The sequence below is a fragment of the Actinomycetospora sp. CA-101289 genome (genome assembly GCF_050955895.1).
In the GTDB taxonomy this organism is placed as follows: Bacteria; Actinomycetota; Actinomycetes; order Mycobacteriales; family Pseudonocardiaceae; genus Actinomycetospora.
In genome coordinates, this window is the sequence record NZ_CP192093.1 from 5,043,416 (window position 1) to 5,065,937 (window position 22,522).

A 22,522-nucleotide genomic window follows, 5' to 3' on the forward strand; every position below is an offset into this window, starting at 1 on the left:
TGTTGATGACTCGCCGGTGTGCCCGTCCGGGACGTGCGGGTCGGAGCGCCGGCCCCGCGATCGCGGCGGCCCGTCATCCCTGCCGTCACCACGGCCACCCCGAGGAGAACCGCCATGCGACGTGTGCGACGTCGACGCCCTGATGACCTCCCCCGGCCCGCTCGACCCGGTCGCCGGCACCCCGTCCTGGTCGTCCTCGCGACGCTCCTGGCGCTGGTGCTCTCCGCCGGGGCGGGGTCCGCGCTCGTGGCGCCGCCGGCGTCCGCCGCGCCCGCCGTGGTGGTCGACCTCCTGGTGACGCCGACCTCGGCGCAGGCCGGGCAGTCGGTCAGCGCGTCGGCGCGCGTGCACGGCGCCAGCGGCACCGTGGCCGTCCAGGCGATCACCATCGCGGTGCGGAACAGCTCCGGCGCGCAGTTCGACTTCCCGGGCGCGACGGCCGCGTCGATCCCGACGTCGGGGTACACGTTCAACTCGGGAGCACGCACGTTCGCGGCGGGCACCTACGACGCCTTCGTTGCGGTGCAGATCAACGGGACGTGGACCAACCTCGAGCCGCACAAGGCGTTCACGGTCGGCAGCCCGTCGCCCGGCGTCGTCGTCGACACCCTCACCGTCCCGACCTCGCCGACGTCGGGCCAGTCGGTCAACGCCTCGGCCCGTCTCCGCGCGACGGGGGCGAGCGTCGCCGTCCAGGCGGTCACCGTCGCGGTCCGGGGTGTCGGAGGCACGCAGGCGGACTTCCCCGGCGCCACGGCGGCCACCGTCCCGTCCGGCGGCTACACCTTCACCTCGGGCGCCCGGACCTTCGGCGCCGGCAGCTACGAGGCGTTCGTCGCGGTGCAGGTGAACGGCACCTGGTACAACCTCGACCCGCACAAGATCTTCACGGTCGGCGCGGCACCCAACCTGCTCACGTTCGGCAACGAGTTCAACGGTCACACGGGCTCCGACCCGAACGCGGGCTCCACCGGCACGCGGGGCGGCGCTTTCTCCACCGACCCCTGCTGGCGCAACCCGACGGGCTGCAACGGCAACACCACGCAGGTCGAGTACCGCGCCGACCACGTGCGGCAGGACGGCACCAACCTCGTGATCACCGCGGACACCAACCACGGCGCCGGGGCACAGTGCGGCAACGCGCCGTGCCGCTACGGCAGCGGCCGGCTGACGATGCTGAACTGGGCCGCGGGCGGCACCCCCACGTTCCAGCAGCTCGGCGGCCACTGGGAAGCCCGGATGCAGCTGCCGAAGGGCTCCGGGATGTGGCCGGCCTTCTGGACGGTGGGCGACCCCACCCGCGGCGAGGAGTGGCCGCAGAACGGTGAGATCGACATCGCCGAGTACTTCGGTGGGCCCGACCCGTCGAACATCAACACGTACCTGCACTACGGCGAGAGCGCGGACGTCAACTGGGGCGCGCACGCCCCCGTCGACGTGAGCGCCTGGCACACCTACGCGCTCGACTGGGACAACTCCGCCACCGGCTATCTCAAGTTCTCGGTGGACGGCACCGTCATCCGCACGATCACCGCAGCTGACGCCAACGCCCGGCAGGCTGGGCTGTGGAGCCGGATCCAGACCCACCCGCAGAGCATCATCCTCGACCTCGCGGTCGGTGGAGCAGGCGGAACGCCGCCCACGGGCGCCTTCTCCCGCAACATGTTGATCGACTACGTGCGGGTGTACGAGACCCCGATGCGGTAGCCCCGGACCACGCGGCGGACGAGGAGAGGGACCGGCCGTCGGGCGCACGCCCGGCGGCCGGTCTCCCGTCGTCACCCCGGTCCGCAGGCCTCGTCAGGCCTCGTCTCCGTCCGACGCCACCTCGCGCGCCCCTCCCGGCAGCTGCTGGCGGCGTGCGGTCCACCACTGCGCAGCACCGCGCAGCGCCGGGAGCCCCGGGTAGCGGGAGCGCTGGAACGCCGGGTACCAGAACTCGGTGCCGCCGTAGCGGCGCTTGTAGTCACCCCGGCCGCCGAAGTCGAAGGTCTCGACCCCGCGGTCCCGCCAGTGGCGCATCGCGTGCCAGAACAGGGCCTCGTTGGGCCGCAGGATCTGCTTCTCGCGCACGCTGGCCCCGCCGAAGAAGTACGCCGTGGCGTCGTCGGCGGGGTAGATCCCGGTCGCGATGGACGTGCCGTCCGGGTCCCGCGCCCGCAGCAGCAGCAGGCGCCCGGTGGGACCGAGGTGGTCGACGAGCGAGCGGATCCGGTCGACGCCGTAGGTGGGAGCGAGGCCCTGGCGCGCGAACACGCCGGTCAGCTGTTCGAGGTACTCCTCGGCGAAGCCGGGTCCCGTCGCCTCCTCCACCACCACGCCGGTCTTCGCCGCCTTGCGCACCGCGCGCCGGCACGAGCTGGTGAAGGCGCCGAAGATGTCGTCGTCGGTGCCCAGCTTCAGCTGGAAGGTCATCGCGAGCGTGCTCCGGAAACCGAGGCCGGCGAGGTCGTCCTCCCGGAGCGAGCGGTCGGAGAACTCCAGGTGGACGCACCCCAGGTCCCGGAACGCGAACCGGTGGAGCGCCCGTGCCGCGTCGCGTGGATCGACCGACTCGAGGAACGCGAAGCCCATCGACGGGGTCGTCCAGCCCGGGAAGGGGCTGCCCAGGATGCGCAGCCCGAGGCGCCGGACGACGAGGCCGGTGAACCAGCCGACCGTCCGCTCCCCGGCCACCACCTTCGCCACCACGGGCTCGCCGCCCTGGGTGTCGACCAGGAACTCGACCCAGGCGCGGGTGGAGAAGAGCTCACGCCCAGGGAGGCGGTCGAGAGCTCGCCAGTCGTCGTCGGTCGGGTGGCACCGCTCGAGGTGCAGCGCCGACCCGGCGATCGCGTTGCCCATGGCCCCCCCTGTGTGGCAGCCCGACTCCACGGGCCCCGGAAGTGGATAGAACTGCGCAGAATGTACTGGTTCGCGCAACGGACGTCCCCGATGTCGCGGGTGTCGGTCTCGACGGCGGGAGCACACTGGCGGCGTGGACCCAGTGACCTCCGGGGGCCTGCTGCCGCGGGCGCGGCGAGGGGCGGCCCTCGCGCTCGTCGCGCTCGGCGCCGCGGGCGTCGCCGCGATGGGGTTCCGCTACCGCGGGGGCGACGGGCCGGGCCGGGTGGACGCACTGCTCGATCCGGCCCTGGCGGCGACCTCCCCGACGGCACTCCAGGTGTGGTCGTTCGTGGTCGTGCTGGGCAGCCCGCTCGTCAGCGGCGCGCTGATCGCCGTCCTCGCGATCTGGGCGGCGGCACTGCGCCGTTGGTCGGTCGCGGCACTGGCGGTCCTCGGGCCTGGATGCGCCGCACTGCTCGCCGAGTTCGCGATCAAGCCGCTGGTGGGGCGCCTGAGCGACGGCGACCTCGCGTTCCCCAGCGGCCACACGGTGCGCGCGGTGGCCCTGGCGACCGTGGTGATCCTCGTCCTCCTGCGGGCCTCCGGGCCGGGACGGTGGCGCGCCGCGGGGATGGTCGTCGCGGGGGGCCTGTCGCTCGCGGTCGCGCTCTCGCTCGTCGCCCTCCAGTGGCACTACACGACCGACACGATCGGCGGGGCCCTGCTCTCCGTCGCGGTGGTCCTCGCGGTGTCGCTCGGCATCGACCTCGTCGGGGACCTCGTCGGGAACCTCCGAGGTGCTCCACCGGGGTGACGAGGGGAGCCCAGCCCTGTGTGCCGGAGCCGGACGTGGGACCGTCCTGGCGTGCACGAGCCCACGGAGCGTGACTCCGGAGTAGGCAGGGGGGCGCCGGTCGAGCCCGAGGACCTCGGCGCCACCCTCGACCAGTTCCTGGGCCTGCCCGGGACGGAGAGCTGGGTGGTGTTCGTCGCCGACCCGGCAGCGGGCGGCGCCCACGCCTACGGACCCTTCGCGCGGCACCAGACGGGTCCGGCGGTCACGCAGGTGCGGGAGCAGCTCCATCGCGACGGCATGATCGGCGTCGAGGTGCACGTGATCCCGTTGCACCCGCCCGACGAGCTCTGAGCGCCCACTAGGACGCCATCGATCGCGCCTCGTCGCCCTCGCGCAGCATCCGCCGGATCGTCGAGAGCGCCCGGTGCTGCGCCACCCGGATCGCGCCGGGGGTCGAGCACAAGACGCGTGCCGTCTCCTGCGTCGAGAGACCGACCTGGACGCGCAGGAGCAGGACGGACTGCTGGTGCGGGGGCAGCCGGGACACCAGCCGGCCCATGACGGCCGCCTGCTCGCGGCGCAGCGCCTCGTCCTCGGGCCCCGTGCCGGGCGTCGGGACGTCCGGGACATCGGCCGTGAGCTGGAGGTGGCTCCTGCTCACCTGGGCCCGACGGTAACTGTCCGTCACTCGACGCGACGCAATGCTGAAGACGAACGACCAGAAAGTCGAGCTCTCGTGCCGATAGTTCGGCAGTGCCTTCACGATCGCCAGGCAGACGTCCTGGGCGACGTCCTCGTCGGAGTGCACCGCGGAGCCGCTGTCGAGACGTGTCCGACAATAGCGAGAGATCTCGGGCTGAATCCGTGCGAGGAGCCGTTCGAGAGCAGCGGAATCGCCCGTGGCCGTCCTCGCCAGTTCCTCGATCGACTCCTCGCAGTCCCTGGCAAGATCTATGTTCGCTACAGGCACGACATCTCCTCCCCCCGAATACGGCAGGCGCGTGCTGGTGACCCCCCGTCACCCGAACGGTATCAGCCGCCGTTACTCCCGGCGAGACGTCTTGGCCGCGATCGTGTCCCCCACGCGAAGTCGGTGATCAGATTCCGCGCCGAAGTGCTACGCAAAGTGGCACCTCCGACGCGTACGGGTGAGTAACCACGCGTGGCCCGGGAGCGGGATGTCGTCGATGCTGCTCCGCGACTCCTTCCCGGAATCGGCACTCAGCTACCGACAGTCACCACTGGTTCCCCGCACGGCGACTGGCCGCCGGTCGCAGCAGCCGGGAGCACCGGCCGTCGAGGGGCGAAGCCCCTCCCCCGGCCACACGACGTCCAGCCGATCTCGATCACCATGCCGAGATCAGGACACCGTTCGGTCACAGGACGGAAAAGGCGGGGCACCTTCCCGACATGTGGAACGCTGAATTGCACACAGAGTAATTCGATCATTCATCTCCGATGTCGACTCCTCCATCGGACAGAAGAGGGTCTCGCTTTCGCTCACGATGCGCTGATACGGTCCGCCACCGACGAACGCAAGAAGGTTCAACAGTGTCGGCAGCGAAGCCCGGACCCCGCCTCCCACGCCGACGACGAGCACCAGGACGCTCGACGAAGCAGGCGTCTCGCGGGGGGCGACGTGTCAGAGCCGCAGAGCAGGGCCGCTCCGGTCGACGGGCCGTCGGCAGACCTCCTGGCCGCGGTGGCCGCGGACGACCCGGCCGCACGGGATCGGCTCCTCGCGCACGAGCGGGCGGAGTTCTGGTCCCTGGTCTTCAGCATCGCCGCGCGCAGCACGCGCAACGGCCAAGCGCGGATCCCCGAGCCGCGGACCTCGGGGTCGGACGGGGGCGACGACGGCCGGGCCTCCCGGATGAACGAGCTCGTCGACCGCCTCCCTGACCACGAACGGGCCGTCCTGCTCCTCAGGGTGCAGCGGGCGCTCACCACCACGGAGACGGCACGCATCCTCGGGTCCACCCCCGCGTCGGTACGGGTCGCTGAGCACCGTGCCCTGGTCACGATCCGGCGGGCGTCGGCCCACGAGTCGGCCGCTGGCCGGACGAGCAGATCGTCGCCGTGAGACGCGGTGGGTCGACGATCACCGCCGCACGTCCCACACCAGCAGCTCGATCACGCCCTGCACCGTCCCCCGGTACACGAGCGGCCGGCCGCACACGTCGAACGCCACCCGCGGCCCGAGGCCGAAGTACGGCTCGTCGACCCGGCACCCGACGGTCTCGCCGGGGTGGGTCAGGCGCGCGTAGTGGGTGACGCCCTGGTCCGCCAGCCACGACCGCGCGGTGCCGTCCTGCAGTGCCCGCAGGTACTCCGGCGACGTCACCAGTCCCTCGAGCTGGACCACCGGGTGGCGGGTGGACGCGGCGAGGGTGCCCGCCCAGTCGCCCATCGCCAGGACGGTGCCCGGCGGGAGGGCAGCATCGGCCCACTGCCCCGCGGCGATGTCGGCGGCGTAGGGCGAGGCGTCCGGCGGGCCCGGGTCGAGCGCGGTCGCCTCGTGCGCGGTCACCACCAGCAGCGCCAGGGCCAACGCCCCGAGGACGACATGAGGGACGAAGCGCACCGCCGAGAGCCGCGCCCCGATCACGCCCAGCGCGATCACCAGCGCCACCAGGCCGAACGAGAAGTACCAGCTCTGCAGCTCCCACGACGACATGACCGCGTAGTAGAGGAGCTGCCCGGCCTGGGCGAGCAGCAGCACCGCCAGCACGTCGCGCACGACGGGCGCGTGCTCCCCCAGCGGCGAGGGCAGCGCGCGCCCCAGCAGCGCGAACGCCACGCCCCCGGCCACCACCACCGACACCCCGAACAGCAGGGGCAGCGGGCCGAGCTGGCCGTAGAGCAGGAAGTCTCGGAGCACCGACCAGTTCTGCCCCAGCGGCCCGAGCTGCTTGGCCAGCCCGCTCACGGGTACCGGGACGCCGAACACCAGCTGGTCGACCAGCGCGTACGCGCCGAGCGTCACCGCCGCCGGGCCCGCCAGCAGCACGAGCAGCACCCCGCGGCGCTCCCGCCAGCGCCACAGCGAGACCAGGGCCAGAACGCCCACCAGCACTGCCGTGTCCAGCCGCGCCAGCACCAGCAGCGCGAGCAGCACCCCCAGCCACGCCACGGCCCGCGTCGACGGCGCCCCCACCAGCACCGGGCGCGTGAGCACCAGCAGGACCACCCCGAGCAGCAGGACCACCGCCAGCGCGTTCTCGCAGCCTGTCCACCAGCGCGCGTGCACGAGGAACCCGACGAGCCCCGCGAGCGTGCCGACGGTGCCCAGCACCTCGCGACCCAGCCGGTAGAGCAGCGCGAGCGCCGCAACCCACAGCACCACGAGCACGGCGATCGTCGCCGTGTACGCCCCGGCGCGGTCGACCCCGAGCACCCGGAACACCGCGGTGAGCAGCAGGAACCACAGCGGCTGGTAGCCGTTGGTCGGCGTGATCCCGTCGAACGTGGAGCCGTCGCCCGCCGCGGCGTGCAGGGCGGTGAGGACGTAGTAGTGCACGTCGTCGGAGTTGAACGCGAGCAGGCGGAACGGGCCGGGCGCGAGCACCGTGCTCACGATCTTCACGGCGCCGACGCCGAGCGCGATCGTCGCGCAGGCCCACGCCAGCAGCGAGACGCGGGCCGGCGCGCGCGTCAGCGTCACCCGGCCCACGTCTCGAGGAGCCGGACGTCGCACCCGTCGGCGGTGTTCTTGTAGAACTCCCAGCCCGCCATGACCCCGCCGGGCGCGGCGAAGCGAAGGTCGGACACCTGCTTCACCGAGCCGTCGGGCAGCGACAGGGTCACCGCGGAGCCGGCGAAGGCGATGTCGACGGTCAGCGGTGAGCCGTCCTGGGGCAGGGGGCGGGCGAAGTCCTCCTGCGCGATCTCGATGACCTCGTTCGCGGTGACGACGCCGGCGATCCACCGGTCGGGCGTGATCACCATGTGGCAGTGGCCCTGGAGCAGGGCCTCGCCCGTCCACCCCAAGAGCGCGAGCGACCCGGAGGTGTCCCCGCGCCCGTAGGCGTAGCGCGCGCCGATCCGCTCGACCCGGCGCCCGAGACGCTGGGTGACGTAGGCGGCCGCGGCGCGGTCGGCGGGCAGGTTCCCGACGAGCGCGCCGCTGCGGATCGACGGGTTCTCGCTGGTCCCGGCGAGGATCGGCGTGATCGCCACGCCCTCATCGCCGGTCGCGGGCAGCGGACCGTTCGGGCGTCCCTCCCACCGGGTGGCCAGCCGCGGGGTGGCGGCGGCGGGGCGGTTGCCCGGCACCACCTCGGCGCCGGAGCCGCACGCCGCCACGAGGGTCAGCCCCCCGAGCGCGAGCGCGCCGCGCCGGGTGAGGCGCAGGCGAGCGTCACCCACGGCTCGGGTCCAGGGGGCCGTGGCCGTTGACCCGCCGCGCCTCGCCCTGCGGTGAGCCGGGCGGCGGACCCGCCTGCGGCCCGCCCCGGGGCAGCCGCCAGGCGTCGCGCCGGGTCTCCTGGGTGGTGGCCTCGGTCTCGGGAGCCGCCCGGCGTCCCGGCGACGGCCGCGCGCTCACCGCCACGCGCGCGGGCGCCGGCCGCACGTCCACCACCGGCTGGGGCCCGGTGCCCGCCGCGTGCGCCGACCGCTCGGGCGGCGCGGCCTGGCCCCGCGGGGCCGCGCGGTAGTCGTCGTAGCCGTCACGCTTCGTCGGCGCCGTCATGGTGAGGATGACGCCGAACAGCCGGGCGCCGACCGCCGCGAGCGACTCGGTGGACGCGGTGAGCTGCTCGCGCCCGGTGGCGCCGGCGCGGCAGAGCAGCAGCGCGCCGTCGGTGCGGCTGGCGAGGATCGCGGCGTCGGCGACGGGACCCAGCGGCGGCGCGTCGACGAGCACGACGTCGTAGGTGGCGCGCAGGCGGTCGAGGACGTCCTGCATCTGCCGCGAGGACAGCAGCTCGCTCGGGTTGGGCGGCGTACTGCCCGCCGGGAGCACGTCGACGCCGGGACCCCAGTGCTGGATGGCCTCCTCGAGCGTGGTGCGCCGGGCCAGCACGTCGGTGAGCCCCACGCCGGCGACGAGACCGAGGCGCTCCGCGGCGGCGGGGCGGCGCAGGTCGCCCTCGAGCACCGCGACGCGCGAGGTCGGCGCGAGCACGGCGGCGAGCGCGTGCACCAGCGTCGTCTTGCCCTCCCCCGAGGTCGAGCTCGTGACGGTGATCAGCGCCGGCGGCTCGTCGACGTCGGCGAACAGGAGGTTGGTGCGCACCCGGCGCACCGCCTCGCCGTAGCCGCCCTGCGGCGCGCCGCTGACGGGCTGGCCCGCCTTGAGCCCGGAGTCGAGCGGCAGCGCGCCGAGCGCGGGGGCGCCGGTCGCCTCGGTGAGCTCGGGGACCGTGCGCAGCGAGGTGTCGTAGGCCGTGCGCAGCACCGCGGCGGTGATGCCGAGGACGACGCCGAGCACCAGCCCGACGGCGAGGTTGAGGAACGGGCGCGGGCTGACGGCCTCGTCGTCGGGCGTGGCCTGGTCGACGACGGCGACGTCCACGGCGGGCGGGGTGCCGGGGATGCGCGGGCGCTCGAGCTCGGCCACCACCTGGATGAACCGCGCCGACACCGCGTTGGCGATCTCGGCCGCGCGCTGCGGCGACGCGTCGTCGACGGTGATGCGCAGGACCGTGCTGTCGCTCTCGGCGCTGACGACGACGTGGTCGGCGAAGTCGGTGCTGGAGCCCAGCGCGTACTGGTCGACCACCGGCTGCAGCACGCGGTCGGAGACGACGATCTCCGAGTACGACTTCACCTTCTGCTGCGAGAACAGGCTGCCCTGGTAGGCGTTGGGCGAGCTGACCGAGCTGTCGGTGGCGGTGACGTAGACGCTCGCCGTCGACGCGTACGACTTCGGCAGCAGCAGGGTCACCGTGCCCGCGGCGATGAGGCCCACGAGCACGCCCGCCACCACCATCGGCCAGCGCCTGCGCAGCGCGCGCAGCAGCGCGTTGAACGTCATGACGGTCCTCCCCGACCACGGACGAGCTGTTCAGTCACCGGCGTCCTCGTCCTGCGCCGTGCCGCGAGGCCCGCGACGACGGCGAAGGGAACGTAGAGGAACGCGTCGGTGAGCTGGTTCTCCACCAGACCGACGACGAGCCAGACGGCCGTGCACACGACGAGGACGGTCGCCAGCGTCTCGCCGCCGGCCGCGAGGTCCCGCCCGTCGAGGGCGAACCCGACCATCGCGGTGGCGAAGCCGAGCAGCAGCAGCACCCCGCCGGCGGCGAGCAGCTGCAGGTAGATGTTGTGCCCGTCGGCGACCACCGGCAGGCCGATGCCCCGCACCGGCGAGTACACCCAGTCCTCGAGGGCCTGGTCGGCGATCTGGCTGCGCACGGCGTCGCTCTCGGCGGCGCTGTCGGCGCCCGACAGGCGCAGGGCGACGAGCAGGTCGTCCACCCGCGCGGGGAACACGGCCCAGACGACGGCCACCGTGCACGCCACCGCGCCGAGCAGCGGGGCGATGACCCGGCGTCCCGCGGACAGGCTCAACACGGTCAGCCCGATCCCGAGGACGGCGGCGACCAGCCCGCCCCGCGACCCCGACGACAGCAGCCCGCCGGCGAGCACGACGCCCGCGACGATCCACGGCCAGCGCACCACCGAGGTGAGCACCCGCCACGTCACCACGGGCGCGACGAGGGCGACGGCCAGCGCGAGGTGGTTGGGCTGCGCGCCGAGGCCCGCCTGGCGCCCGCCGATGTCGACGATGCTGACGAGCCGCGCGCTGATCGCGGTGACCCCGAGCTCGTCGGTGACCGCGACCGCGGCGTTGACCGTCGACCCGATCACCCAGGCGGTCGCGAGACGCTCGGCGAGCCGGGGCCGAGACGTCACTGCGAGGCAGACCGCGACGGGCAGCGCGACCGCGGAGATCAGCCAGCGCACCGCGTTGACCAGGTTCGCGACCTCGAAGGACGGGATCGCCGCGGCGACCTCCGCCGGCACCGGGACCCGCGTGCGCGCGGAGAGGTAGCCGGGGTCGGTGGGCCAGAACGTCGAGGTCACCGCGATGAGGAGGATCGCCCCGCCGAGCACCCACACCCACGCCGGTACGACGAGCCGCCGCCGCTGGGCGACCGCGACCCCGACGAGCACGAGCAGCGCCGCGGCGAGCGCCGGCTGGGCGACCGGCACCGCGGCGCCCGACAGGCCGTTCCACGTCGCCGTGGTGACCGCGACGAACAGCAGCCCGATCCCGAGGTCCTCGACCCCGCGCACCGCGACGACGACGAGGGCGACCGCGAGGAACACGACGCCGGCGACCACCACCTCGAGGCGCGCCCAGCCCCGGGCGTCGGCCATCAGCGCGCCGACCACGGCTACGCCGGCGAGGAGCCCGGCGAGCAGCACGGGGAACGCGGCGCGCACGGGCGCGGGCACCGTCACGGCGCCATCGCCGGAGCCGCCGCCGGCGCAGGGGTCAGCCGCGCCGCGGTGGCGATCATCGCGACGAGGGCGACGACGGTGGCCGCCGCGAGGCCCCAGGCCAGGCCGAGCACCCCGCCGAGCACGAGACCGATCGCGGCCGCACCGAGCAGCGACACCGCCTGCACGATCTGGAGCCCGAACAGCGCCCGCCCGCGCCGGTAACCGCGGATCTGCGCCTGGAACGGGACGGTCAGCCCGCCGACCGCGGTCTGCAGCGCGATCGGCAGCACGAGCGCGGCGTAGGCGGTGTAGCGGGGGAAGAGCAGCCCCATGAGGACGTCGCGCAGCGGCACCGCGACGAGCACGACGAGCCCGACGCCGGCCATGGCGATCAGCGCCGTGCGCCGCGCCCGGCGCAGCGCGGCGAGGTCCCCGCCCGCGGACAGCTTCGCCATGACGGGCGTGACGACGACGAGCAGCGCGGCCATCAGGGTGATCGCCGGCTGGAACACCAGCAGCTGCACCGCCCGCAGGCCCGCGGTGTCGACGGCGGCGAGCACGGCGCCGGCGAGCAGCAGCACGAGGTAGATCTGCACCTGGCCGAGCACGGAGGTCAGCGTGAACCAGCCCGACAGGTAACGGCTCTCGACCCACCACGCGCGCGGCGGAAGCACGCGCTCGACGGCCACCACCAGGAACGCGACGACGGCCGCGATCCCGCCGACGCCCCAGGCCAGCGCGAGCGTCCCGACGGACCAGCTCCCCGTGAGCGCCACCCCGGCGAGCACCGCGAGCTGCACCACCGCCCACACGCTGTCGACGACCAGCGCACGCCCGGTCTCGCCGCGCGCGAGCAGCACGTAGCGCCCGGCGTCGGCCACCAGCGCGCCCGGCACCCACGGCACGAACGCGGCCAGCGCGGCGAGCATCGCGACGCCCGACCAGGCGGCGGCCAGGCACAGCAGCGCCCCGCCGAGCCCCAGGAGCAGGGCCAGCCCCAGCGCCGAGGACCCCAGGCCACGCCGGCGCGCCTCGGTGATCGTCGGCAGGTGCGCCAGCAGCGGCTCCCCCACCACCGCGCGCACGCCCGCGAGCACCACGGTGACGACGGCGTAGGCCACCACGAACGCCCCGAAGTCGCCGGGCAGCAGCACCAGCGACGCCAGGAACGCCGTCAGGTAGTTGCTGCCCGAGCTGACGACCTGGTCCGCGACCCCCGCCAGCGCCCCCCGACCCGACATGCTCACCAGACGTGGGAGAAGTTCTCGCGGGTGAAGAACGCGCCCTCGACGTCCACGTCCCGCACGGGCTTGGCGGGCACGCCGGCGAAGATCTTGTGCCCCTCGAGGCGGCCGCCCACCACGGCACCCGCGGCCACCACCGCGCGGTCGGGCACGTCCGCGCCGGGCAGCAGCAGCCCGCGCGTGGCCACCAGCGCGTGGTGCCCGATGTGCACCGGCGTCGACGACTGCCGCAGCTCCTCCATGTCCACGGCGTGGGTCTGCACGATCGTCCCGTAGCCGGCGATGCAGGCGTAGTCGTCGAGCTGCACGAGGTCACAGGCGTCGATGAAGTGCAGCATGGTGATCAGGGCATGGTCACCCAGGATCAGCGCGGGCCGCCGCGTGGAGCCCGGGAAGTACCCCGACGAGGCACGCACGGAGTTGACCCAGACCAGCAGGTGGATCACCGCGCCGGTGCCGAGCCGGACCTCCTCGCAGCCCCGGATGGCGACGAGGTTGCCGATGCGCGCGCGGTCGCCCATCACGAGGTGGTCGACGTCGAGGAACGCGCGCCCGACCGTCGCTTCCGGGTGGATGTCGTGGCCGAGCAGGCGGGTCAGCACGAACCGGCGCGCGCCGGACGGCAGGAACACGACGAGCGCGGCCAGGAGCAGGCGGGGAGCGCGGGCACGGATCACGAGGTCACCTCGGTGGGGATCCAGCGGTGGCGGGTTGCGAGGTCCTTGCGGATCGTGAACCCGAAGATGTTGCCCTGGCGGCGGGCGAGGCCGTTGAGGCCGACGTTCATCGCGGCGATGACGCCCTCGCGCCCGCCGACGGCGCCGCGCATCGACGGGGTCAGCGCGCGGTCGGAGCCGATCAGCCAGTGGGCGTGGAACTCGATGGGCACGTGCACGGCCGGGTCGAACGAGCTGACCGTCTTGACCACCTCGCGGCGGGTCCAGCGGTAGACGAAGTTCGGGGTGCCCGTGCCGTCGACGCCGCCGGTGGTGCCGCCGCCGTCGCGCACGGCGTCGTGCTCGTATACCCCGGCCAGCCCGAGACGGCACGCGAGGCGCATCAGCGGCGAGTCCTGGTTCTCCACGACGACCACCGTCCTCCGCGCGATCCGGTACATCTCGTGCAGGGCCTGGTGCGGCCGGCTGCAGTGGTGCAGCCCGGCGTGGCCGATGACGTGGTCGAAGGCCCCGTCGGGCACGTCCATCGCGTGCGCGTCGCCGTGCACGCCGCCGTCGAGGCGGCTCGACGGGGAGTCGGGCGCGAGGTTGACGAAGGTGCAGTCGGTGAGCCCGAGCTCGCGGGTGACCTCCTGGTCGAACTCCCCCGCGAACTGCACCAGCACGCGGTCGGAGCGCCCGATCACGCCCTCGGCCAGGAGCCGCCGCAGGATCGACGCGTAGAGACCGCTGCCCGCTTCCGCCATCACGTCCCCCGTCTGCTGCGCCGGGCGTCGTCGTAGACGTCCAGCAGGGCCTGCACCCACGCGGTGGTCGAGAACCGGGCCTCGTAGGCGGCCCGGCAGCGCGCCCCGAGGCGGGTGCGGTCGCGGTGGACCTCCTTGAGCGCCACGGCGAGCTCGGCGGTCTCGGGGCTCCGGGAGACGACGACCCCCGTGCCGTGGACGTCGATGTCGTCGGCCGCCCCGTTGCCCGCGACGGCCACCGCGGGGACGCCCGCGGCGAGCGCCTCGACGTAGGTCAGCGGCGGCCCCGCCTCGGGCCACAGGCTCGGGACGACGAGCCCGGCGTAGCCGCCGAGGCGGGCGCGGACCTCGGCGTTGTCCAAGCCGCCGAGGAAGCGGACCCCGGCGGGCACCGGGAGCGCGCGCAGCTCGCCGGCGAGCTCGCCGTCGCCGACGACGTCGAGCGCCTCGTCCTCGGGCCACGCCGCGAGCAGCTCCCCCAGCCCCTTCTCCGCCGAGAGCCGGCCGAGGAACAGCCACCGCGACCCGGGCACGCCCGCGGTCGGGACGTCGGCGACCGCGTTGGGGACGACCGTGAACCGCGCGGGGTCGACGCCGGCCGCGGCGTACTCGTCGACGGCGCGCTGCGAGATGGCGACGACGCGGTCGGCGCGGGCGAGCGGCGGCGACGCGGCGGCCCCGCCCCGGCCGGCGAGCGCGAGTGGCAGCGTCGCGACCCGCGAGCCCTGGAAGCAGCGGTGGCGCACGCCGGCCCACGGGTCGGTGCGGCAGTCGGTGCAGCGCTGCCCGTCGCGCAGCAGCGTCCCGGCGGCGCACATCGCGCGGTAGTTGTGCACGGTGGCCACGAGCGGCCCGTCCCACCGGTGCACCCAGCGCGTGCCGAAGTTCGGGAACAGGTTGTGGACGTGCACGACGTCGGGCCGGAACGCGCGCAGCTCGTCGAGGGGGTCGGGGCCGAGCCCGGAGGCGACGACGGCGGCCGACTCGACCCGGTAGCCCGGCCGGTGGCGGCGCTCGTCGTTGGACCGCGCGACGACCGTGACCTCGTGGCCGGCCTCCCGCAGCGCCTCGGCCTGCAGGCGCACGACGACGTTCTCGCCGCTGGGGACGTCCTCGCGGTGGAAGCTGTGGACCAGGGCGATCCTCACGACGCGTCCTCGAGCCCGGCCGGACGGGCCGGGCGGGACACGACCCGCCGCAGGCCCAGGGCGCGACGGCCGTAGCGGCGGGCGTCGGGGCGGCGCGGGCGCGGCACCTCGACCGCGGGTGCGCGGCCGGCGAGGCCCTCCACCCAGCCCACATAGGCGTCGCGAGCGGCGCGCTCGGCCAGCGCGTCGCGGGCGAAGAGCTGGCCGCGCAGCCCCATGGCGAGCGCCTCGGTCTCGTCGGCGACGGTGGCCAGCACGGCGTCGAGCAGCGCGCCCGGCTCGCCGGGCGTCACCGGGACCCCGCCACCGGACACCAGCACCTCGGCGGTGCCCGCGCTCGCCGCGCTGCTGGCCGCGACGACGGGCCGCCCGGCGGCGAAGTACGAGGTCAGCTTGCTGGGCACGCACATCTCGGCGATCTCGGGCCGTTCGTTGAGCACGAGGACGTCGGCGGCGCGCAGGGCGGTCTCGAACACGCCGTCGGGCAGCGGGTCGAGGAACTGCAGGGTCGGCAGGTCGCGTCCGAGCCGCTCGAGGTGGTCGCGCTGGTGGCCCGCGCCGAGCAGCACGAAGCGCACGGGCAGCCCGCGCGATGCGGCGAGCCGCGCGGCGTCGACGACGTTCTCCAGGCCCTGCTTGGCGCCCATGTTGCCGGCGTGCAGGGCGATGACCTCGCCGGGCGCCCAGCCCAGCTCGCGGCGCAGGGCCTCGGGGTCGCCGGTGGCGGCGCCGGTGTGGGTCCAGTTGCGGATGGTCGCGACGCGCTGCGCGTCGACGCCGAGGCGCACCAGCGAGCGGCGGAAGCTCTCGTGGATGGCGACGACGCCGTCGGCGCCGCGCAGGAGCCAGCGCTCGAGGGCCTCGGTGGCGGCGGCCTCGCGGCCGGTGAGGATGCCGGCCTCGACCGCGGCGCGGCTGTAGAGGTCCTGGACGACGACGCCGACGGCCGTGCGGCCCGGGCGTCGGCGACGCAGGGCGGCGCCGACGGTGAGCAGCGCGGGGCTGACCGCCACGATCACGTCGGGCGACGGCCCGCCGACGGTGGCGGCCTGCGCGGCGAACGCGGCCTCCATGGCGATGCGCGTGCGGCCCGACGGGCGGCTCGGCACGGGATGCGGCAGGCGCGTGACCTCGACCGACCCGTGCCAGGAGTGGCCGCGCTCGTTGCGGTAGCCGTCGGCCACGGCCCACTGCGGGTAGTGCGGCTGGCCGGTGACGACGTGGACCCGGTGCCCGGCGTCGGCGAGGAAGCCGGCCATCCCCGTGGTGTAGGGCGCGATGCCGGTGGGCTCGGGCGCGTAGTTCAGGCCCAGGACGAGGACGTCCAGCGGGCGGCTCACGCGGCTGCTGCCGACGTGTCGGTACCGGTCACGCTGCTCCCCTTCACCCACACGTGTGATGCCGGGGGGAATCGCCGCCATCCAGAAGGCCGTTACAGGAACGCTGCGGAAATGCGACCTGTCCGAGATGGGTGTACGGCCGTTCAGCGGAAGAGCGAGCCGTCCACGCCGCCCTTCATCGAGGCGGGGACGTCGACGCCGTAGACGGTGGCGAGCAGCGACGGGGCCACGTCGAGCACGCTGAGGGGCGTGCGCGCGTCGGCGCCGTCGCCGCCCTGCGCCGGCACGTCCAGCAGGATGCCCTCGGGCACGTGGTAGGCCGTGTTGCTGCCGCCGAGCCGGCCGCGCACGGCCAGGCCCAGCTCGTCGTAGGACGCGGTGTGCTCCGGCGCCGATGTCCGGCGCGCGGTGCGCGGATCGTCCTCGGCGACGGCCTCGTAGGACGTGCGGAACAGCACCGTCGCGCCCTGACGCTCGATGGTGTCGAACAGCGGGCGACCGACGTGGTCGACGACCTCGGCCAGCGTCGCCGCGGCGGCCGTGGCCGAGGCGTCGCTGTGGAACTCCAGCGAGCACATCGGGTGCATCGCGAGCCGCTGCACCGCCGGCCCGCACCCGAGGAACGCCGCGAGGCGGGGTCCGTCGTCGAGGACGAGCAGGTCTGCGACGTCGACGCGGTGGTCGATCGGCCCCTGACCCATGCTCGAGGCGACGACCAGCCGGTCGCCGGGGCGCAGCCCGCGCTCGATCCGCCGGAGCTGGCGGTCGGCCAGGCGCATCGCGTCGATGACGAACGAGCCGTAGACCGGGTCGGCGTCGTACTCGAACTGCTCGGCGTAGCCGGGCATGGCGTCGCCCCAGTAGCGGTGCATCATCGCCGCGACGTGGTTGGTGAAGAAGGCGCTGAACCGCGGGCGGTGGGTGCGCAGCAGCCCGCGGTACAGGTCGAACGCCGGTAGCACCTGCATCATCGCGCGCCCGGCCTGGTGGCGGGCGTCGCGGCGCTCCTGCACGAGGTGCCACGCCAGGCGCCGGGCCGAGTCGGGCGTCAGGCCGCGGCGGACGAGGTCGACGCCCACCCGCGCGAGGTCACGCGGCGCGAGCGGGGCGTCGGAGGAGAACGCGTTCTCCGAGGTCATGCGCAGGTTGAAGTCCTGGAACGTCGACAGCCCAGGCGGCACGGTCGAGGCGTCGGACGCGAAAGTGTCCGGGACGCAGAACCCGCCGGACGCGAACTCCCGCGGCGGCCAGCTCTGCAGCACGCCGAACAGGCCCACCGCCATGCCGGCGGCGTCGAGCGCGTCCCACAGGTCGACGCCCCGGAAGGTGGCCGGGTCCTGCCCGAGCTCCCACGAGTTGTGGTCGGCGGTGTACATCGAACGGTGCACCGTCGGCCAGGTGCGCCACGGGCTCAGGTGCGCCTCGTCGTCGTTGACGGTGGTCCACGTCGTGCCGCGCCGCAGGAGGCCGGCGATCGTCGACCGTGGTTCGCGCCGGACGAACTCGTCGACCAGGGTCCACGGGACCTCGTTGAGCTCGTACAGGACCACCGTCGGCTCGTGCACAGACCCTCCGGGGAGCAGCGCCGGCCACCACCCGAACGGGTGACCCTGGCGTCGCCGCCCTTGTCGTCCCACGACAGGCAGCCGTTACCGCGTTCCCTACCTGCAGCCCAGGCCCACCACCGTCGCTCGCCGAGGGCCTATCAAGCGATCGGCACCTTGCCTGCGCTCACGCAGGTTCGCGTGGGCGAGGACCAGTAGGGCCGCGGTGCACTTGAGCACGGACCCTCGCCCCGAAGCCAAGCACCACCGGAGGTGCGTCATCGCGCCACACCGAGTGCCGCCTAGAACCTGGTCGACTACTCCGCTTCTGCGTGCCACACGAACAGCGCAGCCCCTCGCACCAAAACTATCGGCTCTCGACCGGTCCATCACCAGTAGACGATCCCCCTCCCCCACAGTTACCTCGCGACGATCATCCCCAACTGACACCGACACTGCTCGAATAATCAGCGCCGATCGCCGCTTCGTTGCCGGCAGCGCGACGTACACAGCGTCGCTAGACGAGGAGAATCCGTTCACACCCGCGGCGAGACCTCAGCACTCGACGCGACGTCCGTCGACACCTTCGGATAGATCGCGTGAAGGCGCGCCAGGTTAGGCAACTCGAGAGCGCCAACGATTACACTACCGGCGGCTGCATTGTGGCCGCTGGTGCAGTGCCTTCGTCAACAGCGCGGTGGCCCGGCTACCCACCCGCGCCAGCAGTGCGGCACAATCTATGCATGACGTCTCGCGCGGTCATCGGCCTAGGCGACAGCATCACGAACTCCTGCGGCTTCCCCTCGAGTAACCTTCCCCTTGCTTCGTGGGCGCAATGGGTCGCCAGAGCCGTCAACGAACCAGTGGAACTCTTTGCGCGACCTGGAGCCAGTTGCGCCGAGATCGAGAGAGACTTACTGCCCCCTGCCTCGTACGGGGCACGACTAGCGCTCGTTTACGTCGGGACCAACGACATACTGAGGGGCGCCGACCCCGACGACTTTGAGCAATGCTTCGATCGCCTTCTGGCGAGGGCTTGCGATATCGCACGAACTGTTCTAGTCATGACGCCACCGCTGTGGCTCGGTGCATTACCTACCATCGCACCCTACGGATTTCGCCGGGTTAAGCGCATTCATCAGTTTGGGGACGTCATCCGCCAGCGTGCCATCCAGCATTCTGCAGAAGTCGTCCAAGCACCAGAACTATATGGGCCGGCCTACGTCGCCCCGGACCGCATTCACCCAACAGCCGCAGGCCAACTTGCCTTTGCTGATGCCGCAACCTGGAAACTCCGCGACCTCGGGTGGTCCGCGACACTTCCAAGTTACCTGGCGGGTCCACGATCACCCCTGACTAGCTGGCAGAAGATTCGATGGCATGCCATGACGCTGGGCCACGCCGTGAAAGCTCCGCCGCGCGAGGCTGGCCGGACATTAAGACGTGCCTTGCGCGACAGCTGAAGACTGCAGACGCGCTATCGCCCGGGCCGAGGTCCCTGCAGCCCTAGCTGCACCCCCCACTTCTCCGGCTTCATCGTCATCGGCCGAAGAGGGCCTGCAGTAGATCAGGAAGGCTACGTAGAGGAACGAGAGCCAGTCTGACGCACCAATGTTCCATAGACGTTCCGCGATCCCGCCAGCCAGGACTGGGAAAACCAGGAGGACCACTGACGCGGGCGAACGAGATTGAACGATGCAAACTGCAAGTAGAACAATCAGGACCATGAACGATAGAATTCCACCAGAGAACAACACGTCGATCCATTGATTGTGAGCGCTGTACGTAGCGGCAATACTAATCCGTCCCTGCTCTGTGTACTTTTCGGCCCAAGCACGGCTCCCGGAGCCTAGAAGCCAGCGCTCATTCACATCCTGAATCGCCAGATACCACAAATACGGTCGACCCGTCAGTTCATCGAATCTCAGACCGACCCACGGGATTGCTACCCCAGCAACGAAGGCTGCGGTTGATGCGACAGAAAGAACGCTTGTCGCCCCCAAACGTACACCGATACGCGATCCGATGAGTAAGAGCAGCATGAGGCTATAGGTAGCCACTGCTGCGTACAATCCGGTGCGGCTTCCCGAAAACCAGATCGTCACCAGCATAGCAATGCACAGCGCGTGACGCGTCCACCCTGCGAGTGCCAGCCAAACGAACGGAAGGGAGCCGGCCAGGACAAGCGCGAGACCATTAGAGTCACCCATGGCCCCTGAATAGACATACCCAAGAGGACCGCACTTATAGTCGGCTACACATTCGAGAAAGACCGACTCAGGCTGAAAAATTCCTGCGGCGAGACTTAACCCGACCGTGAGGGCTGCTACAACCGCGACACCAAGAAGTGCGTCTGATCGTCCCTCTAAGAACGCGCATGCAAGCAGCATACCGATCAAGATCGCGGTACCGGACGTCAGGTACGCGTCCCCAGCCGCGTAAGTCGACAACATTCCGACAACAACGAGCGTCAGGGCAAGTAAAGCCGGTACAGATGGCCTCTTCGTGGAGCGAGCGCTCAACAGGAAGATGACGGCGCACACGAGCAACAGCAGCCGTCCGTCGATCTGCTCAAGCTGGTTCTTCCACCCGGGATACACTGACTGCTCGTTGCCAAATGAATCGATCGCCGCCACCTTGGCGCCCAGCACGCTAGTAGACCAAGTCCCGAGATTCAGAAGAACGCCACAGGTCGCAACGAAATAGAACGACAATGATAAGCTTCGTACCCTAACGGTCGACCAAACACCGACGCCAATTGCAACAGCGGTCACGCAGATCAAGATGCCGAATAATGCTACGGTCGTGCTCCCAATCATACGAATTCGCCTCGATCGTCGAAGTCAGACTGCAAGATCGAAGCGCTACCTAGGGCGTGGGCTAGGCGGTCGGTGGCCTGCACGCGGCATCGCCGTGCTGTCGAGGTTGACGGTCGTCGAATCATAAAACTGATCCACGGGCCCCTGTTGGACAGAGATCAAGTCTTGATCGTAGCGATCGTACGCTGTATCGGCTTTGGGCGGCGTGGCGTTTATAATCGCGCCCAACACCTTGGCTGACACAGTGCTAAAGGCGGCGGCAGCTGCGGAAGCTTGATCTGACGTAGTCTGCGCGTATCGGAATACGACGAAAACGCCGTCACAACGACTAGCCAAGATGGCGGCATCTGTCACCGGTATCACAGGCGGTGAATCAATGAGGACGAAGTCGTAGCGGGTCCTCAACGTCTCCAACACCGACCTCATCTGTTGCGACGCGAGTAACTCCGACGGGTTGGGCGGGAGGGGACCACTCGATAGAAAATCGAAGAAGGTCGACCCGCCCTTCTGAATAACGTCATCTAGAGTTGCTCTACCCGCGAGCACTGACGTAAGTCCAGCCGAGCCTTCCAGGCCGCAGTAAGTTGCAACTCGGGGTCGCCGTAGGTCCGCCTCCACGACCAAGATTCGAAGCCCGAGGTCCTTCATCGCCAGAGCGCAGTTAACCGCTACGGTTGTCTTCCCTTCGCCGGGCAAAGCACTACTAAAAACGACTACTGTGGGCGCAGCATCCACATCGACGAATTGAATGCTCGTGCGAATCTTCCGAAACTCCTCAGCGCGACCCACTGGAAGCGACCGGAGACTTGTCATGGAGGACGAATTTGCCAACTTCTCGTCGAAGCTGACGACGCCGAGAGTCGGCCACCCCGTAGCCGCCTGAATCTCCTCTGCACTCTTGAAGCTTCGATCAGTCCGATCACGGAACAGACCCGCAGCAAGTCCCGCAACAAGACCAAAGAATAAGCCAACCACGAGATATACAGACGCACGCGGGGCGATCGCTGACGATGGAGGCGTCGCCTGCTCAACTACCCGAGTTGTGACTGGCGGTGGTCGAGTATCCGACGGAGCTTCAAGTTCTGCCGTGACACCCAAGAAGCTCGTCGTGATAGCGTTCGCTAACTGGGCCGCGCGGTCAGGCGATTCATCTGTTACTGAGACTGTGAGCAGGACCGTCTCAGGGACGGCGGAGGCTGCTACCCGCGAGCGCAGATCAGCTACGTCAACCGGGAAAGGCACAGTCCGTGCGGCGCCCTCCAGGATCCGCCCACTTGTCATTAGCTCTACGTACGACTTGATCCGCTGGGTAGAGAGCAAGCTACCTTGGTATGCCGCCTGGGTGCTTGCATCGCCACCCTGAGACGACACGTATAGCGAGGACGACGCCGAGTAGGTCGGTGGCGTGGCAAGGTAAGAGGCGAACCCTACGAAAAGGCCGATGGCTGTACCAAGAGCCACAAGCCGCCATCTATAGCGCAACACCGATATGTAGTCACTTACTGACATGGCTCATCCTCTCGATAAAGCTGAACGACGATAGGGCTACTGGACTCACCACCACCACGGCTTACCTGATACACCATCAAGCTGATAGTTCAGGTCAGACTGCCGCTCACCAATCTTTCGCGCCGGGATCCCGCCGACGAGCCAGTAGTCGGGCACATCCTTTGTCACGACAGCGCCGGCAGCTATAACTGCTCCTTGCCCGACACATACCCCTGGCAGCACTATGCAGCCGGCGCTAAGCCAGGCCTTCTGGCCGATGACAACGCCTGCCTCTTCGTAGTCGAAGTTGGGCGACGACCATGCGTGCTGGGCCGTCCAAATCTGCACCCGAGAAGAAATGTTGACGTCTGCGCCTATATGCAAACCACCTCGCGCGTCGAGTATTGCATCCTCACCCACCGAAACTCTCTGTTCTAAAAACAACCCTGCGGCTCTCCGAACCTGGAAGCCGTGGTAGAACACGCAGTCGTCGCCGACC

General features: G+C 71.2%; 20 protein-coding genes. 5 read left to right on the forward strand and 15 right to left on the reverse strand.

Translation table 11 applies throughout. The features are described 5' to 3' along the window. Positions 1-114 precede the first annotated feature (114 nt). A complete protein-coding gene (locus ACQPX6_RS25200) occupies positions 115-1,707 on the forward strand; it encodes a family 16 glycosylhydrolase (RefSeq protein WP_433783342.1) in 1,593 nt (530 codons plus the stop codon). Positions 1,708-1,800: 93 nt separating this feature from the next. Here ACQPX6_RS25200 and ACQPX6_RS25205 read toward each other — a convergent pair whose 3' ends face one another. Next, positions 1,801-2,844 (reverse strand): GNAT family N-acetyltransferase, encoded by a 1,044-nt coding sequence (locus tag ACQPX6_RS25205; RefSeq protein ID WP_433783344.1) that lies wholly within the window; start codon positions 2,842-2,844, stop codon positions 1,801-1,803. Between the two features lie 133 nt (positions 2,845-2,977). Here ACQPX6_RS25205 and ACQPX6_RS25210 point away from each other — a divergent pair, with 133 nt between their 5' ends. Together ACQPX6_RS25210 and ACQPX6_RS25215 are read left to right on the forward strand one after the other, a co-directional pair. Further along, positions 2,978-3,640 (forward strand): phosphatase PAP2 family protein, encoded by a 663-nt coding sequence (locus ACQPX6_RS25210; protein ID WP_433783345.1) that lies wholly within the window; start codon positions 2,978-2,980, stop codon positions 3,638-3,640. A 51-nt stretch (positions 3,641-3,691) separates the two neighbouring features. Next, positions 3,692-3,973, forward strand: a complete 282-nt coding sequence (locus ACQPX6_RS25215; RefSeq protein WP_433783347.1) for a hypothetical protein — start codon at positions 3,692-3,694, stop codon at positions 3,971-3,973. A gap of 7 nt (positions 3,974-3,980) precedes the next feature. On the opposite strand, the gene ACQPX6_RS25220 is transcribed toward ACQPX6_RS25215, so the two are convergent. Next, positions 3,981-4,592, reverse strand: a complete 612-nt coding sequence (locus tag ACQPX6_RS25220; protein WP_433783348.1) for a sigma-70 family RNA polymerase sigma factor — start codon at positions 4,590-4,592, stop codon at positions 3,981-3,983. A gap of 732 nt (positions 4,593-5,324) precedes the next feature. On the opposite strand from ACQPX6_RS25220, the gene ACQPX6_RS25225 reads away from it, so the two are divergent. Continuing rightward, positions 5,325-5,705 carry a sigma factor-like helix-turn-helix DNA-binding protein gene (locus ACQPX6_RS25225; protein WP_433783349.1) on the forward strand — a complete coding sequence of 127 codons (381 nt, stop codon included), beginning with the start codon at positions 5,325-5,327 and terminating at the stop codon, positions 5,703-5,705. 18 nt (positions 5,706-5,723) lie between these two features. Here the strand turns inward: ACQPX6_RS25225 and ACQPX6_RS25230 are convergent, their stop codons facing one another. The 10 genes from ACQPX6_RS25230 to ACQPX6_RS25275 all read right to left on the reverse strand — a co-directional run bounded on the left by ACQPX6_RS25230 (position 5,724) and on the right by ACQPX6_RS25275 (position 17,737). Beyond that, positions 5,724-7,286: a hypothetical protein gene (locus tag ACQPX6_RS25230; protein WP_433783350.1), complete on the reverse strand. Its 1,563-nt coding sequence runs from the start codon at positions 7,284-7,286 to the stop codon at positions 5,724-5,726. Then, positions 7,283-7,990 (reverse strand): hypothetical protein, encoded by a 708-nt coding sequence (locus ACQPX6_RS25235; RefSeq protein WP_433783352.1) that lies wholly within the window; start codon positions 7,988-7,990, stop codon positions 7,283-7,285. The genes ACQPX6_RS25230 and ACQPX6_RS25235 overlap by 4 nt, the downstream gene beginning before the upstream one ends. Continuing rightward, on the reverse strand, positions 7,983-9,602 hold the full coding sequence (locus tag ACQPX6_RS25240) for a polysaccharide biosynthesis tyrosine autokinase (protein WP_433783353.1): 1,620 nt from the start codon (positions 9,600-9,602) through the stop codon (positions 7,983-7,985). Before ACQPX6_RS25240 ends, ACQPX6_RS25235 begins: the two co-directional genes overlap by 8 nt. Next, positions 9,599-11,035 carry an O-antigen ligase family protein gene (locus tag ACQPX6_RS25245; protein ID WP_433783354.1) on the reverse strand — a complete coding sequence of 479 codons (1,437 nt, stop codon included), beginning with the start codon at positions 11,033-11,035 and terminating at the stop codon, positions 9,599-9,601. Before ACQPX6_RS25245 ends, ACQPX6_RS25240 begins: the two co-directional genes overlap by 4 nt. Then, positions 11,032-12,258, reverse strand: coding sequence for a hypothetical protein (locus ACQPX6_RS25250; RefSeq protein ID WP_433783355.1), 1,227 nt, complete (start codon positions 12,256-12,258; stop codon positions 11,032-11,034). The genes ACQPX6_RS25245 and ACQPX6_RS25250 overlap by 4 nt, the downstream gene beginning before the upstream one ends. A gap of 2 nt (positions 12,259-12,260) precedes the next feature. Beyond that, entirely contained in the window at positions 12,261-12,938 is a 678-nt protein-coding gene (locus tag ACQPX6_RS25255) for a hypothetical protein (RefSeq protein WP_433783356.1), read from the reverse strand. Then, positions 12,935-13,684 (reverse strand): class I SAM-dependent methyltransferase, encoded by a 750-nt coding sequence (locus ACQPX6_RS25260; protein WP_433783358.1) that lies wholly within the window; start codon positions 13,682-13,684, stop codon positions 12,935-12,937. The genes ACQPX6_RS25255 and ACQPX6_RS25260 overlap by 4 nt, the downstream gene beginning before the upstream one ends. Next, entirely contained in the window at positions 13,684-14,832 is a 1,149-nt protein-coding gene (locus ACQPX6_RS25265; RefSeq protein ID WP_433783360.1) for a glycosyltransferase, read from the reverse strand. Before ACQPX6_RS25265 ends, ACQPX6_RS25260 begins: the two co-directional genes overlap by 1 nt. Then, on the reverse strand, positions 14,829-16,172 hold the full coding sequence (locus tag ACQPX6_RS25270; RefSeq protein ID WP_433783361.1) for a glycosyltransferase: 1,344 nt from the start codon (positions 16,170-16,172) through the stop codon (positions 14,829-14,831). The genes ACQPX6_RS25265 and ACQPX6_RS25270 overlap by 4 nt, the downstream gene beginning before the upstream one ends. 143 nt (positions 16,173-16,315) lie before the next feature. Then, positions 16,316-17,737, reverse strand: a complete 1,422-nt coding sequence (locus tag ACQPX6_RS25275) for a hypothetical protein (RefSeq protein ID WP_433783363.1) — start codon at positions 17,735-17,737, stop codon at positions 16,316-16,318. Between the two features lie 722 nt (positions 17,738-18,459). On the opposite strand from ACQPX6_RS25275, the gene ACQPX6_RS25280 reads away from it, so the two are divergent. Further along, the gene (locus ACQPX6_RS25280; protein WP_433783365.1) at positions 18,460-19,179 is read left to right on the forward strand and encodes an SGNH/GDSL hydrolase family protein; all 720 of its coding nucleotides are present in this window, start codon (positions 18,460-18,462) and stop codon (positions 19,177-19,179) included. Here ACQPX6_RS25280 and ACQPX6_RS25285 read toward each other — a convergent pair. From ACQPX6_RS25285 to ACQPX6_RS25295, 3 genes are all read right to left on the reverse strand, one after another. Beyond that, entirely contained in the window at positions 19,153-20,367 is a 1,215-nt protein-coding gene (locus ACQPX6_RS25285; RefSeq protein WP_433783366.1) for an O-antigen ligase family protein, read from the reverse strand. The two genes, ACQPX6_RS25280 and ACQPX6_RS25285, sit on opposite strands and share 27 nt — an antisense overlap. Before the next feature lie 213 nt (positions 20,368-20,580). Then, positions 20,581-22,044 carry a polysaccharide biosynthesis tyrosine autokinase gene (locus ACQPX6_RS25290; RefSeq protein ID WP_433783367.1) on the reverse strand — a complete coding sequence of 488 codons (1,464 nt, stop codon included), beginning with the start codon at positions 22,042-22,044 and terminating at the stop codon, positions 20,581-20,583. Positions 22,045-22,089: 45 nt separating this feature from the next. Then, positions 22,090-22,506, reverse strand: a complete 417-nt coding sequence (locus ACQPX6_RS25295) for an acyltransferase (RefSeq protein WP_433783368.1) — start codon at positions 22,504-22,506, stop codon at positions 22,090-22,092. Positions 22,507-22,522: the final 16 nt, after the last annotated feature.